This is a genomic window from Streptomyces sp. T028 (genome assembly GCF_048159505.1).
Taxonomy (GTDB): Bacteria; Actinomycetota; Actinomycetes; order Streptomycetales; family Streptomycetaceae; genus Streptomyces.
The window spans coordinates 1-16,277 of sequence record NZ_JBLRVZ010000028.1 but is presented as its reverse complement, the minus strand read 5'-3'; the positions used below and the strand labels follow the sequence as shown (position 1 = coordinate 16,277).

Below are 16,277 nucleotides of genomic sequence, written 5' to 3'. Positions count from 1 at the left end.
GAAAAACACCGGGGAACCCTCTAACGGTCGTCCCTCGGATGGCGCTCCCCCGTCGCGTACGGGTTCGGGGCGCCCTCCGGCAGGACGCCGACGAACGGCTCGCCCTCGCCCGCGAAGGTGTACGCGCCTGCCTCGATACGGCCGATCAGGCCATGGGTCCACTCGGCCTCCGCGTCGGCCGTGTGGACCCAGAGGTTCATGATCTCGCCGATGTGGCCCAGCTGCTGGGGGCCGCCCTCGGGGACGTACTGCTCGGTGACGGTGGCGCGCCACCGCTCGATGCGGCGGACGCGTTCCCTCAGCAGGGACACGGCCTCGGCGCGGGGCAGGTCGACGACGAAGCCGATGGCCGCCGACTTGACGTCGGTCCTCTGGTCGTAGGAGGCCAGCGCCTCGCGCAGCAGCCGGAAGTACTCCTCGGTGCCCGCCCCGGTGATCTCGTACTCGGTGCGCGGCGGGCCGCCGGCGGTGGAGGGGGCCGCCTCGTGCTCGTGCAGCAGGCCCTGCTTCGCCATCTGCCGCAGGGCGTGGTAGATCGAGCCCGGCTTGGCGTTGGACCACTCGTGGGCGCCCCAGTACTCCAGGTCGCCGCGGACCTGGTAGCCGTGGGCCCGCCCGTGCTGACGCACCGCACCCAGCACGAGCAGACGGATCGCTGACATGGCCCCAGGTTATGGCCCGGGGCCATGGGCCAGAGTTCGGCTCTGAGGGCTCTGAAGGATCAGAAGGGGAACCCGCTGCGGCCGTGCTGCACCGAGATCCACTTGGTGGTGGTGAAGGCCTCCAGGGTCGTCTCGCCGTTGAGGCGGCCGACGCCGGAGCTCTTCTCGCCGCCGAAGGGCACGATCGGCTCGTCGTGGACGGTGCCGTCGTTGACGTGGAACATGCCGCTGTCGACCTGCTTGGCGAAGGCGACACCGCGTTCGATGTTCCCGGTGTGGACCGCGCCGCTCAGGCCGTACGGCGTGTCGTTGACCAGGCGCAGCGCCTCGTCCTCGCCGTCGAACGGGACGAGGAAGGCGACGGGCCCGAAGACCTCCTGCTGGAGCAGGGCGGAGCTGGCGGGGAGGTCGGTCAGGACGGACGGCTGGACGAGATTGCCCTCGGTCGTGCCGTGCAGCAGGGCCGTCGCGCCCTCGGCGAGCGCCTGCTCGACGACCGAGGTGAGCGACTCCGCCTGCTGGGAGTTGATCACCGGGCCGATGACGGTCTCCGGGTCGCGCGGGTCGCCGGCCTTGAGGCCGCGCACCTTGGCGACGAACTTCTCGGTGAACTCGTCGGCGAGCGAGCGGTCGACCAGGACGCGGTTGGCGGCCATGCAGACCTGGCCCTGGTGGACGTAGCGGCTGAAGACGGCCGCGTCGACGGCGTAGTCGACGTCGGCGTCGTCGAGGACCACGATCGCGCTGTTGCCGCCCAGTTCGAGGACGGAACGCTTGAAGTGGGAGGCGCAGACGGTGGCCACGTGGCGGCCGACCTTGTCGGAGCCGGTGAAGGAGATCACGCGCGGGATCGGGTGCTCGATGAAGGCGTCGCCGATCTCCGCGATGTCGGTGACGACGACGTTCAGCAGACCGGCCGGCAGCCCCGCGTCCTCGAACAGCTTGCCGACCAGCGTGCCGCCGGTGATCGGGGTGTTCTGGTGCGGCTTGAGCACCACGGCGTTGCCGAGCGCCAGGGCCGGGGCGACCGACTTCACGGACAGCAGGAACGGGAAGTTGAAGGGGCTGATCACACCCACGACACCGACGGGCACGCGGTAGAGGCGGTTCTCCTTGCCGTCGACCGGCGACGGAATGATCTTGCCCTCGGGGCGCAGCGCCAGGTTGACCGACTCCCGCAGGAACTCCTTGACGAGGTGGAGTTCGAAGGCGGCCTTCAGCCGGGTGCCGCCGAGCTCGGCGATGATGACGTCGGCTATCTCCTGCTCGCGCTCCTCGACCAGGCGCAGCGCGCGCTCGAGGATCCCGCGGCGGGCGTAGGCGTTCGTCCCGGCCCACTCCTTCTGGGCGCGGGCGGCGGCGCGGTAGGCCTCGTCGACCTCGTCGACCGTGGCGATGGTGATCGAGGCGAGCTTCTCGCCGTCGTAGGGGTTGAAGTCGATGATGTCCCAGGACCCCGTCCCTGGACGCCACTTACCGTCGATGAACTGCTGCGCCAGGTCCGTGAAGTAGGACGACATGTGATCCCTCAATCCCCTGCTGCGATCGACGTCACGATCTGATCACGCGTCATCGTACGTGTGTTTCAACGGGGTTGGGGTGTTCCCCGGTTTCTTGAGGGGAAACCCTCAGGAACCGGCCACTGGTCGGGCCTACGACAGCTGGATCAGGCCACGCAGCAGGTCCCGGCTCTCGTCGGGTCCGGGGCTGTCCTGCTGGAGTTCTTTCAGCGCCGACTCGTACTGGGCGACGTCCTCGCGCTTGTCCAGGTAGAGGGCGCTGGTGAGCTGCTCCAGGTAGACGACCTCCTTCAGGTCGGACTCCGGGAAGCCCAGGATGGTGAAGGAGCCGGACTCGCCGGAGTGCCCGCCGAAGCTGAACGGCATGATCTGCAGCCGCACGTTGGGCCGCTCGGAGATCTCGATCAGATGCTGGAGCTGACCGCGCATGACCTCGCGGTCGCCGTAGGGGCGGCGCAGGGCGGCCTCGTCGAGGACGATGTGGAAGTCGGGGGCGTTCTCGGCGACCAGGTACTTCTGCCGCTCCAGACGCAGGGCCACGCGCCGGTCGATGTCGGCGGCGCTCGCGCCCTTCATACCGCGGGAGACGACGGCGTGGGCGTAGTCCTCGGTCTGCAGCAGTCCGTGCACGAACTGCACCTCGTAGACGCGGATCAGCGAGGCCGCGCCCTCCAGGCCGACGTAGGTGGGGAACCAGTTGGGCAGGACGTCGGAGTAACTGTGCCACCAGCCGGCCACGTTGGCCTCGCGGGCGAGTCCGATGAGCGCCTGGCGCTCGACGTCGTCCGTGATGCCGTACAGCGTCAGCAGGTCTTCCACGTCCCGGGTCTTGAAGCTCACCCGGCCGAGTTCCATCCGGCTGATCTTCGACTCCGACGCCCGGATGTGGTAGCCCGCCGCCTCCCGCGTGATTCCACGTGCCTCACGCAGTCGTCGTAGTTGCGAGCCGAGCAGCATCCGCCGCACCACCGATCCGGGCTCTCCCGCGCTCACGTTCGCCAGCCTCCCCAACCGTCCTCTGGGCCCGCAGTCTGCCACTAAAACACTTCGAGCAGTACTCGTCCGATTACAGAGATGGAAAGAAGCCAAAGGATACGCATGGAGCGTCGCAAGGGAAGAGTGAGGAGAGAGCAAGGGAACGGGCCCCGAACGACGAGAAGATGGCGGAAAAAATGGCCAAGAAGCGGTACGGGCGGGTCCATTTCGGTCACGTGCACGTGCATCTGCCCTTGCATCCGCCGTGCGCATCCAAGACCATGGTCTCGCGCCACCGCTGCATCGCAACGACCGCGAATCCCGGGAGTGCCTCGCATGGGGACGAATGGATCGACCATGCTCGAGCCGTTACGGCAGGGCCTTCCGCCGCTTGATCCCGCGGCCGTGTCCAACGCCGCGTCCTGCACACTGCCCGCCCGCCTCGAAGCGGTGCGCGAGGCCAGACAGTTCACCAGAAGAACCCTCGGCCAGTGGGACGTGGACGACCGCTTCGACGACGTCTGTCTCGTCGTCTCGGAGCTGGTGACCAACGCCCTGCGACACGGACTGCCCGACACGGCCCCGCTCGCGGCGGACCAGAGCCCGTCGGTGCGGCTGCATCTGATGCGGTGGACCGAGCGGCTGGTGTGCGCGGTGCGCGACCCCAGTCACGACAGCCCGCTGCCCCAGGAGAGCGAGGACTTCTCGGCGGAGTCGGGCCGCGGCCTGTTCCTCGTCGACTCCTTCGCCGACGGCTGGGGCTGGCACCCGCTCTCGGGCAGCCTCGGCGGCAAGGTGGTCTGGGCGCTGTTCCGGTTGCACACGCCCGCCGAATGACGAACCGCGGCACTCTCTCGTGCCGCGGTTCTACGCGCGTTGTGACCCTGTTGATGCCGGTTTGCCCGTGATGTGTGAGGACTGGCCGACCGGCCGGCCGGCTCGCGGTGCGTGAGCGGCCGGCGGGTCAGCTCGCGATCAGGTGGTCGAACTCGCCGTCCTTGATGCCGAGCAGCATCGCCTCGATCTCGGCCCGCGTGTAGACGAGCGCGGGGCCGTCGGGGAAGCGCGAGTTGCGCACGGCCACGTCCCCGCCGGGCAGTCGCGCGAACTCCACGCAGGATCCCTGCGAGTTGCTGTGCCGGCTCTTCTGCCAGGCAACCCCGTACAGCTGTGTGGCCGTCATGCCGTTGTACACGTCGTGCCCCCCGTCAACGTGGTGGTCCACAGGTCGCTCCCTGGTGGTGCACTGGCTTGTGTGGCCATTGGTGCCGTGGTCAACTGTCCCGGATCATAACCCCGTTCATGTGCACTTGCATGAGCAGATGCACGTGCACGCGGGGTGCTGGCGCGGTTACAGCTTTGACGCTCGCTTTACCCGGCGGGGAAGTAGTCCAGGATCGAACCACTCATGCACTAGGAACAGACGCTCGGCACGCCCGTCATGTTCCACGGGCACTCTGCGCGGGCACCGTTTTCCTCCGATTCGCATGGTCCCGGAAGGTGGATGCGTGGCTTCCGGTCAAACCGGTGGGCCGACCTCCGGACGTGGCGGTTCCGCGGGCCCCGCCCGGAGGATCCGGAAATCGTCCTGCCGGGGCGGGCCGGAGGAGGAAAGCGCTCGCCCCTGTGCACGACCCCGAAAGTCGTACACAGGGGCGAATCCGGCTGGACCGGAGGGGACCGGTGGCATCGGCCGTCCGGCCGAGCCGTGGGCGACACCGCGTCCAGTCCGAATGGACGAAGCGACCGGTTTCCCTCGTACGGCCGCCGGTGCCTTTCCCGGTCACGGAAGACGACCGGACCGTAGGACGCACGGTCACGCCCCTCACCGGGGGTGTCATTCGCAAAGTGTGTGCGCAGTCTCAGCGACACGCCGTGCCGGCGGCGTGTCGCTGAGACTCTCGCGACACTTCGAGGCCGCTGACCTCATTCGCCGATGGCATCGGGGTCACAGGTCAGTCCTTGAAGGTCACAGGGCGCCCCCAGGGTTCGGCGTGGGTGGGCTGGTAGCTTGCTGCGGTCCTTCCCGTCCGGTCCGTCCGGTCCGTCCGGCTACAGCTTGGGAGCTTGCAGTGACTTCGGCGATCTACTCGCGCGGCACGTCCCGTCGGCCGGTGCGGGCCGTGGCCGCCGCCGCGGCACTGGCGGGTGCGCTCGCGCTGACCGGGTGCGGCGGCGGGTCCGAGGACGACGGCTCCTCGGCGATCCCGTCCGCGAGCGCCGGTACGGCGACCGCCGGCACCGGCGGGGCGAGCGACGGGTCGGACGGGGCCACGGCCTCCGCGTCGAGCGGGCTGGAGGGCAACTGGCTGACCACGGCGGACGGCGACTCCGTCGCGCTGATCGTCACCGGGAAGCAGGCCGCCCTCTTCGCCACCGGCGGGACCGTGTGCAGCGGGACCGCCAGTGCGGAGGCCGGCATGAAGATGATCTACCTCAAGTGCCCGACCGGCTCGAAGGACCGTACGACCGGCATGGTCGACTCGGTCGACGGCGACACCATGAAGGTGACCTGGTCGGGCGCCGCCGGCAAGGAGACGTACACCAGGGCGGAGAACGGCAAGCTGCCCTCCGGGCTGCCGACGGCGGGAGCGGGCTCCTCCTGACCGACGGGCAGGGGCACGCGACACCCGGGAGTGCGGGAACGGGTGGGGGCGCGCAGCGAGTTGCCTCGCGCGTGCGTGATGATCCTTCCAGCACCGCCACAGACCTCAGGGGACCATTCATGCGCGCCGTTCCGATCACCGTCACCGCCCTCGCCGCGGCCCTGCTGCTCACCGCCTGCTCCGGCGGCGACGACAGCGGCTCGGGCGACACCGCGAGCAAGGCTTCCGGTTCCGGGAGCGAGGCCGCCGGTTCCGCCTGTGCCTTCGACGACCTGGGCCAGGACGTCGGCCCGGTCGACGCCGCCCCCGCCGCCGGGGACACCGGCAACGTCACCGTCACCCTCACCAACAAGGGCGCCGAGTGCACCCTGGACGGCCTGCCCACCGTCGGCCTCTCCGCAGACGGCGACCCCGTGAGCGTGCCGCAGGACCCGGCCGCCCAGGCGCAGAAGCTGACCGTCCCGGAGCAGGGCACGGTCACCTTCACGATCACGTACGTCCGTGGCGAGAGCGGCGACAAGAGCCTCGCCGTCAAGACGGTGGAGTACAGCCTGCCGGGGTCCGACAAGACCGAGAGCTTCCCCTGGTCGTACGGCGACGTCTCGCTGAAGAGCGCGGGCGAGCCGGACGCCTCGGTGGGCGCCTTCACGCAGGCGGGCGACTGACGTACCTCGGGCGACCGACGTACTTCGGGCGACCGACGTACCTCGGGCGACCGACGTACTTCGGGCGACCCACGTATCTCAGGGGAGCCGGGGCCGGGAGCCGACCTGTGCCCGGTCGGCGGCCTCGGCTCCCTCGGTCCAGCCCGCCTCGTCGGTGATCCCGCGCAGCCGGGTGGTGACCGTGTCCGGGAACATCCGGTCCGTGGCCGCCGTGACCGCGACCTCCCGGGTGGCGAGGACCGGCAGCAGATCCTTGCCCGCCTGGCTCTCGGTGGCTGCCGCGACCTCGGCCAGCCTGGCCCCTATGCGGTGGGCGTAGGCGGCGAGGAAGGACTGCCGGAAGGTCTTGGTCCGCTTACGTCCGCCGGCCCTCTGGGCGGCCTCCGCCTTCGCCATCGCCGACTGCGCCTGCACCAGCAGCGAGGTGTAGAGCAGCTCCACCGCCTCCAGATCGGCCTCGAAGCCGACGACCGTGGAGAAGCAGAACGGTTCGTTCCAGACCGCGCGGCAGTGGTTTGCGTCCGCGACGGCGTCCAGCAGCACCGCCTTGGCCTGCTCGTACGGCGGCTCGACCCCGATCCGGCAGGCGGCGGGCGCGTCCGGGTCCGGGGCCTGCGCGTCGAGCAGCGCCTCGTCGACGCTGTGCCGGGCCATCAGCTCCTGCGCCTTCGCGGTGAGCGCCTCCGCCTCCTCCGGAAAGCCGGTGGCCTCGGCCTTGGCGAGCAGCGCGCGGATCCGGGTGAGCATGCGGGAGTCGGAGCGCCGACCCGGCCCCGGCCGGGGCTCCTGGAGGGGTTCGAGGGCGGGCAGGCGCAGCAGCAGGCGGTAGAGCTCCAGGACCGCGGTGGCGTACGAGAAACGGTCCGTGCGGGGCGGGGCCCCCTCGGGCAGCTCGGCCAGCTGGGCCGTCCAGCGGGGGCCGCGCGCCTTGTCGTCCGGTGCCTGCGCGCGGATCAGCGCGGTGAGCACGCGTACGTGGACGTCGTCCAGCTCCCGCCGCGCGATCCGTACGACGTCGGCGGGCTGCCAGCCGCGCCGCCAGGCCGCCGCCACGAACTCCCTGCCGCGCCGCTCGAGTTCGGTGTCCGCCGAGGGGTCGGCGGCGAGCAGGGAGGCACCCGTGTCGAGGGCGGTGTCGGCGGTGTCGTAGAGGGCGGCCTGGAAGGCGGTGTCAACGGTGCTGCTCACGGGTCGATCGTGTCACGCGCGCGTGGGGGCCAACGCGCGCGTGGGGGCCGATACACCCTGACAACCCGAGGTTGACAGCCACAGGGTGTCAACCTACGGTTGACACATGACGACGAACCCCAACATCACGTCATCCGTACGGCTCGACGAACTCATCGCGGCCATCAAGAAGGTTCACCCCGAACCCCTCGACCAGCTCCAGGACGCGGTGATCGCCGCCGATCACCTCGGCGAGGTGGCCGACCATCTGATCGGGCACTTCGTGGACCAGGCCCGTCGCTCGGGCGCCTCCTGGACGGACATCGGCAGGAGCATGGGGGTCACCCGGCAGGCGGCACAGAAGCGGTTCGTGCCGAAGGAGTCGGCCGACCTCGACCCGAGCCAGGGCTTCAGCCGCTACACCCCGCGCGCCCGCAACGTCGTGATGGCCGCCCACAACGAGGCCGTCGCGGCCCGCAACGCCGAGGGCCGCCCCGCGCACCTGGTGCTCGGCCTGCTGGCCGAACCGGAGGGCCTGGCCGCCAAGGCGATCACAGCGCAGGGGGTCCTCCTGGACACCGTGCGCCAGGCCGCCGGCGCCGCGCTGCCGCCCGCCGCGGAGGAGGTCCCGGAACTGGTCCCCTACGGCTCCGACGCCAAGAAGGTCCTGGAGCTCACCTTCCGCGAGGCGCTCCGCCTCGGCCACAACTACATCGGCACCGAGCACATCCTGCTGGCGCTCCTGGAGTTCGAGAACGGCGAGGGGATCCTGTCGGGCCTCGGCATCGAGAAGCCCGCCACGGAGGCGTGGGTCGCGCAGGCCCTGACGAAGCTCACCGTGGGGCTCGGGGACGACGGCTGAGGGCCGTTGTCCCAGCGTCGATGTCAGACCCTCCTGCGACACTCGCACCATGGCCGACCGGTGGGCTCTCGCTCCGGCCGAGGACGGTGGCGTGGAACTCGCCCCCCTCGGTCCGGACGGGCTGCCCGCCGGTCCGGTGCTGCGGGAGGCGGATCTCGCGCGGGCCGTCCGCGAGCGGCCCGGCGTCACCCGCTGGGTCTGGCGTTCCACGGCCGAGGTGTACCCGCGCCTGCTCGCCACGGGGGTGCGAGTGGAGCGGTGCTACGACGTCGAGGACGCCGAGACCCTCCTCCTGGGCCACGAGGGACGGTACGGGGAACCCCGTTCGGCCGCCGCCGCCCTGGCGCGGCTGCGCGGAGGCCCCGTACCACCGGACCCGCCGCAGCGCTCCGCCGTACCCGGCGCCCAGTCCTCGCTGTTCGAACCGCGGTCAGTCCAGGCGGCCCCCCTGCCGCTGGCCGACCTCGCCGAGGTCTACGCCGAGCAGCAGCGACGCCACGCGCGCGCGGAGCACCCGGACCGGATGCGGCTGCTGACGGCGTCCGAGTCGGCGGGGATGCTGGTCGCCGCCGAGATGAACCGCGCGGGCCTGCCGTGGAGCGCGGAGGTGCACCGCGCGGTGCTGCACGACCTGCTCGGCGAGCGGTACGCGGGTGGCGGCGAGCCGCGCCGGCTGGCCGAGCTGGCCGCCGAGGTGTCCGCCGCGTTCGGCCGCCGGGTCCGCCCCGATCTGCCGGCCGATGTGATCAAGGCGTTCGGCCGGGCCGGGATCCGGGTGAAGTCGACGCGCCGCTGGGAGCTGCAGTCCGTCGACCATCCGGCGGTGAAACCGCTGATCGAGTACAAGAGGCTGTACCGCATCTGGGTCGCCCACGGCTGGTCCTGGCTGCAGGACTGGGTGCGCGAGGGCCGCTTCCGCCCCGAGTTCCTGGCGCACGGCACGGTCACCGGCCGCTGGGTGACCAACGGCGGGGGCGCCCTGCAGATCCCCAAGGTCATCCGGCGGGCCGTGGTCGCCGACCCCGGCTGGCGGCTGGTCGTCGCCGACGCCGACCAGATGGAGCCGCGCGTCCTCGCGGCGATCTCCCGTGACCCCGGTCTGATGGAGGTGGCCGGCCAGGAGAGCGACCTCTACCAGTCCGTCTCCGACCGCGCCTTCTCCGGCGACCGCGACCAGGCGAAGATCGCCGTGCTCGGCGCGGTCTACGGCCAGACCTCCGGCGACGGTCTGAAGAACCTCGCCGCGCTGCGCCGCCGCTTCCCGCGCGCGGTGGCCTACGTCGACGAGGCGGCCAAGGCGGGCGAGGAGGGCCGGCTCGTACGGACCTGGCTGGGCCGGACCTGCCCGCCGGCGGTCGGCGCGGGCGAGGCGGGGACGGAGGAGGCGGGCATCCCCGTCGACCCCGTCGCCCCGACCCAGGGCGAGGAGCCGGAGGAGGACCGGCAGTGGGTGCCCGGTTACGCCTCCTCCGACGCACGCGCGCGGGGACGCTTCGCCCGCAACTTCGTCGTCCAGGGCAGCGCCGCCGACTGGGCACTGCTGCTGCTCGCCGCACTGCGCCGCACCTGCGCGGACATGGCGGCCGAGCTGGTCTTCTTCCAGCACGACGAGGTGATCGTGCACTGTCCCGAGGAGGAGGCGGGCGCGGTCGTCGCCGCGATCCGCGAGGCGGGCGGCCTGGCGGGACGGCTGACGTTCGGGGAGACACCGGTGCGGTTTCCGTTCACGACGGCGGTGGTGGAGTGTTATGCCGACGCGAAGTGATCACCCGGCGGACCGGTCGAGCAGGCCGAGCAGGTACCTGAGTTCGGCCACGACCGCCGTCTCGTCCGTCCCGTCCAGTGCCTCCAGGGCCGCCCGCCACTGCGCACGCGCCTCGTCCGTACGTCCCTGCCCGCGCAGCAGCAGACCGTGCTGGTGCCGGGCCAGACCGCCCGTGTAGTGGTCGGCGCGGGAGTCGGCGCGGCGCAGCAGCTCGGCGCACTCCCCCGCGGCGGGTCCGCTCCGGCCCAGCAGCCGCAGCGCGCGGACGAGTCCCAGCCGGGTCTGTGACTCGCCGTGCCAGTCGCTGTGGCCGCCGAGGACGCGCAGGCTCTCCTCGAAGTGCGGCAGGGCGGCAGCCGGTTCACCGAGGGTGAGATGGGCGTAGCCGATGTTGCAGTGCGCCGAGTGCTGCACGATCACGGCGCCGACCTCGTCCCCGATGGCCAGCGAGAGGCGGTGCTGCTCGATGGCGGCGCGCGGGTCGGTGTGCTCGTACAGGTTGCCGAGGTGGCTGTGGGTGACGGCCTCGCCGTGCCGGTCGTTCAGCTGACGCGAGTACCGAAGGCTCTGACGCAGGGCGTCGCCCGACTCCTCGTACCGGCCGAGGCTCTCCAGCAGCAGCCCCCGGTTGTTGAGGCAGCGGCGGATCCAGGACAGCCGGTCGAGCCGGAGCCAGATGGTCAGGGCCCGGCTGTTGAGGGCGAGCGCGTTCTGCAGCCGGCCGGTCAGGAAGTGCAGACCGGCGAGGTCGCCGAGGGCGTACGCCTCCGCCGTCGCGTCCCCGAGCCGCTGTGCCGTGCGCAGCGCGACCTGCCCGAGCACCTCCATCTCGGCGACGCGCCCCCGGCGCTGGAGGCAGGGGAAGAGGAGACGGAGAAGGGTGGAGACGAGCGCGGCCTCGGTGTCCCCGGTGGCTCCCTCCACCAGGGCGACGATGTTCTCCAGCTCCGACTCGGCCCAGGTGAAGGCCTCCTCGGGCCCGGGGAAGGGCGGTACGTCCCCGACGTGCACCGCGTGGGCGGGCGGCTGGGCGGGGGTCGGGCCGCGCCGGTCGTCCTGGTCGAGGCCGGGGTCGACGACGGCGGTGAGGGCGCGTTCGGCGACGGCGGCGTACCAGTGAAGGGCGGTTGTCCTGGCCGTAGCGGTGGCGGCCGTCGTACCGGTGGCGGCCGTCGTGCCGTTCTGTGCCGCGAGTTCGCGGGCGAAGTCGCGTACGAGGTCGTGGGGTGCGTACCGGCCGTAGGTGGTCTCCTCCAGGAGGGCCACGTCGACGAGCCGGTCGAGGGCGGCCTCGGCGCGGCGCTCGTCGGTGCCGGTGAGCCGGGCCAGCAGGGGTGCGCCGTACGAGGGCAGGTCGAGGGCGCCGACCCGGCGCAGGGCGAGGGCGGCGTCCCGGTCGGCCTCGCGCGCGGAGGCGGCGAGCGCGTCGTGGGCGACGGCGAGGGAGCGGCGGACGCTCAGGTCGTCGTATTCGAGGTGGTGCAGCCTGCGCTGAGTGGCGGTCAGCTGCCCGGCGAGCGTGTCCGGGGTGAGGGCCCGGCGGGCGGCGAGACGGGCGGCGACGATACGGAGGGCGAGCGGGAGGCGGCCGGTGAGGTCGACGAGGGGGTGGTGGGCGTCGAGGCCGTCACCGTCGTGCGCGTCGTCGCGGCCGGAGAGAGCGCGCAGCAGGGTGGCGCTGTCCTCGGCGGACAAGGGCGCGAGCGGGAAGCGGTGGGCGCCGTCGAGGACGGTGAGCGGGGAACGGCTGGTGACGATCACCGCGCAGCCGGGGCCGGCCGGCAGCAGCGGGCGGATCTGGGCGGCGGAGGCGGCGTCGTCCAGGACGAGGAGAGTGCGGCTCGGCGAGAGGAGGGTGCGCAGCAACGCGGCTGCCGCGTCCGGGTGTTCGGGGATGCGGCGGGGCTCGGTGCCGAGGTCGCGGAGGAGGGCGGCGAGCGCCTGGGCGGCGGGCAGGGGGGTCATGCCGGGGGTGGCGCCGTGCAGGTTGAGATAGAGCTGCCCGCTGGGGAAACGTTCCCTCAGGGCGTGGGCCACCTGGAGGGCGAGGGCGCTCTTGCCGACGCCTGCCATGCCGGTGATGACGGCGAGCGTGGGGCGGCCGTCCGCCGAGAGGGCGGTCAGGAGGTCGGTGAGGCGGCGGAGGGTGGTGTCGCGGCCGGTGAAGTGGGCGGGGGGTGGGGGAAGTTGGGCGGGATCGGGCGCAACCCTCGCCGGACTGGAGAGGCCGAAGCCGTCAGGGGCGTCGGTGCCGTCGTCGCCCTCACCCTCGTTCGGCTCTTCCCCGTCCCCGAAGGGGCCCTGCTCGGGTCCCCGCTCCCCCGCGCCGCGCAGCACCTCCGCATGGGCCTCGCGGACCGCCGGGCCCGGTTCGGCGCCGAGCTCCTCCACGAGGCGGGTGCGCAGGTCGCGGTGGATGGCGAGGGCCTCGGCCTGACGGCCGGCGCGGTGCAGGGCGAGCATCAGCTGGCGGTGGTACGCCTCGCGCAGCGGGTGCTCGGCGGCGAGGGCGGTCAGCTCCGGCACGATCCGGGCCGGCCGGTCGCCGCCGAGGGCGAGTTCGGCGTCGTAGCGCCACTCCAGCAGGAGCAGCCGGGCCTCCCGCAGACGTCGTACGAGGGCATAGCCGCCCAGGTCGGCGGGGAGGCCGCTGAGCGGGGTACCGCGCCACAGCGCGAGCGCGGCGGCGCACTCGGCGACGACACGCTCCCAGTTGCGGGCGGCGTGCGCCCCGCGCGCGGTGGCGAGGTGCCGCTCGAAGACATGGACGTCCAGCTCCCCCCGCTCAACGCGGAGTTGATAACCGGGCGGCACGGCCCGCAGCCGCTCCGGGTCGTCGAGGAGCCGACGCAGCCGGGTGACGTGGTTGTGCAGCGAGGCGTGCGCGGAGGCCGGGGGCGCGCCGCCCCACAGGGCCTCCTTGAGCGACCCGACGGGCACGATCCGGTTCGCGTCGAGGAGGAGGGCGGCGAGGAGGGTGCGGAGTTTGGCGCTGCGGATGGTCCGGGTGTTCTCGTACGGCGGGCCAGGGCGGTGGAGGACCGGCGGTCCCAGCAGTCCGAACCGCAGCCCGTCCTGCCGTATCACGTCCGCCATCGCCTTTCCGCCCATGTGCAAACACTCGCTGCAGACCATCTGACCAGCGACGACATGGAGATCCGTTGGCAATATGTTAGCGATCCGTTGGTGCCGTCTGATGTGATCACACCATCGGAGCCGGCCCGACGGTGCGCGCGTGTGAACGCGGTACTCGGGGGAGTGTCGCCGCCGCGGCCGGGTCCGGGGACGTGTCGGGCCCCGGTCGGCGGAGGTGAACGACCGGGGCCCGCGCCCTGTTTCCACGCGCGTTCAGGTGACGTGAGATCAGAAAACAGCCGGCCGGGCTCAGATGACGGGCGGTCGGCCGAGGCGGGTGAGCCGCCACACCGTGCGCCACCGCATGGGCCGCCGGGGACCGGCCGACTTGCGCACCCCTTCCGCGAACCCGCCGAACCAGGCCTTGAGGCCGCCCAGCGAGCGGGTGCGCAGCAGGGTGACGGCGATCCACACGCCGAGGTGGACGGGGATGAGCGGCAGGGGCAGGTTGCGGCGGACCAGCCAGACCCGGTTGCGGGCGGTGACGCGGTGGTAGATGGCGTGCCGGGCGGGCGAGGTCTTGGGGTGCTGGAGCAGCAGCTCGGGCGCGTAGAGGATCTTCCAGCCCGCGTCGGTGGCGCGCCAGGCGAGGTCGGTCTCCTCGTGCGCGAAGAAGAACTCGGCGGGCCAGTCACCGGTCTCGGCGAGCATGGCCATGCTGAGGGCGTGACCGCCGCCGAGGAAGCCGGTGACGTACCCGCCTTCCATGGGATCGGAGGCGCCGACCCTCGGCACATGCCTGCGCTGGGTCTCGCCGTTCTCGTCGGCGATGCGGAAGCCGACGATGCCGAGGCGGGGGTCGGCGGCGTAAAGGTCGCGGACGCGGCGGAGCACGTCGGGGTCGACGAGCAGCCCGTCGTCGTCGAGCTCCACGACGACGTCGATGTCGCCGTACTGGCGCAGCCGTTCGAGGCCGACGTTGCGGCCACCGGGACAACCGAGGTTCTCGTCGAGGTCGATGGTGGTGACCTCGCCGGGCAGGGCGAGGCGTTCGGCGAAGTCGGGGAGCCGGCAGCCGTTGCCGACGATCACGATCCGGGCGGGTGCCAGGTCCTGCTTGGCGACGGACTCCAGCAGGGCGTCCACGTCGTCGGGCCGGTTGCCCATGGTCACCACGGCAACGGCGATCCTCGGCTCCACCACGTCGCTCAACCTCTTCACTCCGTCCGGCCGACGACGGCACTCCCCCGCGCTCCCGTCGCGCGACGCCCGTCATTCACCAAGATGTTGCCTCAGATACGGAGGTTGCCCGAACGCCGGTTCACTTTGCGTCCCTTTTGCGGCGATTATCCCACTGTCGGGCGAACTTCAGCCCCGTCCAGTCCTCCCTCGCCGGGCGGCCTGAGTACGCCTACTCATGCCAAGCCGCAGCGGCGCGGGGACGATGGACGGACGGTGTCGACGGACCGGTGGGAGGCGGGGGCATGGGCAGATTTCTGGGGGCGATGGCGGCCGTCGTGGCGGCGGCCGCGGCACTGGTGTTCGCCTACGTGGCGGGGGCGCCGACCGCGGTGGTGTTCGCCGTCGGGGCGGGCGTGCTGAGCCTGCTGTGGCTGATGCTCCTGCTCACGCTGCCGTGGAACCTGTACTTCCGTGCGCATGCGGTACTCGCCGAGATCGCGGTGAGCCGGGAGAAGGGGATGGAGATCTCCGAGGCCCGGGATGCCGAGGCGAGGCGTATCGCTCGCGCGATGCTCCGGGCGGCGATCGCGGGCCACGTCCTGACGGCGGCGGTCGTGTTCGCGGTCACCTGGGTGACGGGCGAGTTCACGGGTTACTGGTTCGCCGCGTTCTTCCTCCTGAGCACCTTCTTCCGCCCCGCCGGCGCCTACTTCGCCCAGCTCCGACGCCGCCTCGGCACCCTCCTGAAGGAGGTGAAGTACCCGCGGGACGACGTCGTGGAGCTGCGCGCCCGATTGGACCGCGCCGAGACCGGGACGCGGGTCCTGGAGGAGAAGGCGGAGGAACAGTACAAGGCCCTCGCCGAACTGCGGCGCACGGTGGACGCGCTGGCCCTGAGCACGTACGAGCGGGCGGAGGGAACGGACCGCCGGATCGCCGCGCTGGGCCGGGAGTTCGAGTCCACGGTGAACCGGCTCACCGACAACCAGGAGATCATCGCGGGAGTGAAGGCGTTCCTGCGCCTGCTGCGCTCGGACGATCTGACCGACGGAGCGGCCACGGCCTCCGGGTGAGAACTGATGTTGTTGGCAAATCCGTCCAGGTGAGAAACCTAAGGCCGGGTGTCACCCTACGCGCAAGGCCTAGCCGACTCCGCCGACGGTGAAGAGGTCGTCGGCGGTGGTGGCGTGGACGGCGCGCTCCGACCAAGCGGTGAGCTGGTCGAGGTCGGTGCAGGCTTCGACGCGGTCGCGCACGGAGTCGGGGACGTCGATGCCGCGCCAGCGCAGGATGTTCAGGGTCATCTCGGCGAGCGCCCCGACGCGGCCTTCTTCTCGGCCCTCTTCTCGGCCCTCTTCTCGGCCTTCTTCTCGGCCTTCTTCTCGCACCTGCTCGGCGAGCGGGTGCCGCCAGAAGTACTGCATTGCCGTCATCAGGTCCCTCCACATCTGCTGGGCCTGGGGGTCTGCCAGGCACGAGTCGACGAATTGCACGAACACCGCGGCGCTGTCCGCGTCGATGGACTTCAGGGCGACTACCAGCGATTCCAGTATGCCCGCGGCCTGCGGCCCCCGGCCGTGCGTCATCGCCGAGAGCACCGCGAGGGCGGGGTCCCGCACCGCTTCCGCCTCGTCCGAGATCACCGGGACGTTCCCCGGCCCGAGGACGAATGGCTGGACAGTCATGGAGGGCATGCCTCGCACACCGACCTGGATGGGCTGGGCCGCCCAGCGGGCCGTGGCACTGTTCTGGGTGACGACGATCAGGACGGGGTCGCAGTGGTACTTCTCCAGCAGGT

Annotated in this window: 14 protein-coding genes; 6 read left to right on the top strand and 8 right to left on the bottom strand. The window is 71.6% G+C overall.

Annotated features, from left to right (window positions below; translation table 11 throughout):
* Positions 1–20 precede the first annotated feature (20 nt).
* The 3 genes from ACLZN2_RS26315 to ACLZN2_RS26305 all read right to left on the bottom strand — a co-directional run bounded on the left by ACLZN2_RS26315 (position 21) and on the right by ACLZN2_RS26305 (position 3,139).
* Positions 21–662 carry a PadR family transcriptional regulator gene (locus ACLZN2_RS26315; RefSeq protein WP_416981537.1) on the bottom strand — a complete coding sequence of 214 codons (642 nt, stop codon included), beginning with the start codon at positions 660–662 and terminating at the stop codon, positions 21–23.
* A 59-nt stretch (positions 663–721) separates the two neighbouring features.
* The gene (locus ACLZN2_RS26310) at positions 722–2,182 is read right to left on the bottom strand and encodes an aldehyde dehydrogenase family protein (RefSeq protein WP_416981536.1); all 1,461 of its coding nucleotides are present in this window, start codon (positions 2,180–2,182) and stop codon (positions 722–724) included.
* Positions 2,183–2,314: 132 nt separating this feature from the next.
* A complete protein-coding gene (locus tag ACLZN2_RS26305) occupies positions 2,315–3,139 on the bottom strand; it encodes a helix-turn-helix domain-containing protein (RefSeq protein ID WP_416981640.1) in 825 nt (274 codons plus the stop codon).
* A gap of 375 nt (positions 3,140–3,514) precedes the next feature.
* On the opposite strand from ACLZN2_RS26305, the gene ACLZN2_RS26300 reads away from it, so the two are divergent.
* Positions 3,515–3,994, top strand: coding sequence for an ATP-binding protein (locus ACLZN2_RS26300; RefSeq protein ID WP_416981535.1), 480 nt, complete (start codon positions 3,515–3,517; stop codon positions 3,992–3,994).
* A gap of 127 nt (positions 3,995–4,121) precedes the next feature.
* On the opposite strand, the gene ACLZN2_RS26295 is transcribed toward ACLZN2_RS26300, so the two are convergent.
* Positions 4,122–4,340: a DUF397 domain-containing protein gene (locus ACLZN2_RS26295; RefSeq protein ID WP_052183895.1), complete on the bottom strand. Its 219-nt coding sequence runs from the start codon at positions 4,338–4,340 to the stop codon at positions 4,122–4,124.
* A gap of 889 nt (positions 4,341–5,229) precedes the next feature.
* Between ACLZN2_RS26295 and ACLZN2_RS26290 the strand changes: the two genes are divergently transcribed.
* The gene (locus ACLZN2_RS26290; RefSeq protein WP_416981534.1) at positions 5,230–5,763 is read left to right on the top strand and encodes a hypothetical protein; all 534 of its coding nucleotides are present in this window, start codon (positions 5,230–5,232) and stop codon (positions 5,761–5,763) included.
* A gap of 119 nt (positions 5,764–5,882) precedes the next feature.
* Positions 5,883–6,428 (top strand): DUF4232 domain-containing protein, encoded by a 546-nt coding sequence (locus ACLZN2_RS26285; protein ID WP_416981533.1) that lies wholly within the window; start codon positions 5,883–5,885, stop codon positions 6,426–6,428.
* Between the two features lie 78 nt (positions 6,429–6,506).
* On the opposite strand, the gene ACLZN2_RS26280 is transcribed toward ACLZN2_RS26285, so the two are convergent.
* Positions 6,507–7,616: a DUF2786 domain-containing protein gene (locus ACLZN2_RS26280; RefSeq protein ID WP_416981531.1), complete on the bottom strand. Its 1,110-nt coding sequence runs from the start codon at positions 7,614–7,616 to the stop codon at positions 6,507–6,509.
* 106 nt (positions 7,617–7,722) lie between these two features.
* Between ACLZN2_RS26280 and ACLZN2_RS26275 the strand changes: the two genes are divergently transcribed.
* On the top strand, positions 7,723–8,457 hold the full coding sequence (locus ACLZN2_RS26275; RefSeq protein ID WP_416981530.1) for a Clp protease N-terminal domain-containing protein: 735 nt from the start codon (positions 7,723–7,725) through the stop codon (positions 8,455–8,457).
* Between the two features lie 49 nt (positions 8,458–8,506).
* Positions 8,507–10,222, top strand: a complete 1,716-nt coding sequence (locus tag ACLZN2_RS26270; protein ID WP_416981528.1) for a bifunctional 3'-5' exonuclease/DNA polymerase — start codon at positions 8,507–8,509, stop codon at positions 10,220–10,222.
* On the opposite strand, the gene ACLZN2_RS26265 is transcribed toward ACLZN2_RS26270, so the two are convergent.
* Positions 10,223–13,318 carry a BTAD domain-containing putative transcriptional regulator gene (locus tag ACLZN2_RS26265; RefSeq protein WP_416981527.1) on the bottom strand — a complete coding sequence of 1,032 codons (3,096 nt, stop codon included), beginning with the start codon at positions 13,316–13,318 and terminating at the stop codon, positions 10,223–10,225.
* A gap of 288 nt (positions 13,319–13,606) precedes the next feature.
* Entirely contained in the window at positions 13,607–14,500 is an 894-nt protein-coding gene (locus ACLZN2_RS26260) for a glycosyltransferase family 2 protein (RefSeq protein ID WP_416981639.1), read from the bottom strand.
* Between the two features lie 281 nt (positions 14,501–14,781).
* Between ACLZN2_RS26260 and ACLZN2_RS26255 the strand changes: the two genes are divergently transcribed.
* Positions 14,782–15,552: a hypothetical protein gene (locus ACLZN2_RS26255; RefSeq protein ID WP_416981526.1), complete on the top strand. Its 771-nt coding sequence runs from the start codon at positions 14,782–14,784 to the stop codon at positions 15,550–15,552.
* A 69-nt stretch (positions 15,553–15,621) separates the two neighbouring features.
* Here ACLZN2_RS26255 and ACLZN2_RS26250 read toward each other — a convergent pair.
* Positions 15,622–16,277: hypothetical protein (locus ACLZN2_RS26250; protein ID WP_416981525.1), on the bottom strand; the 656-nt coding region annotated here is incomplete at its 5' end.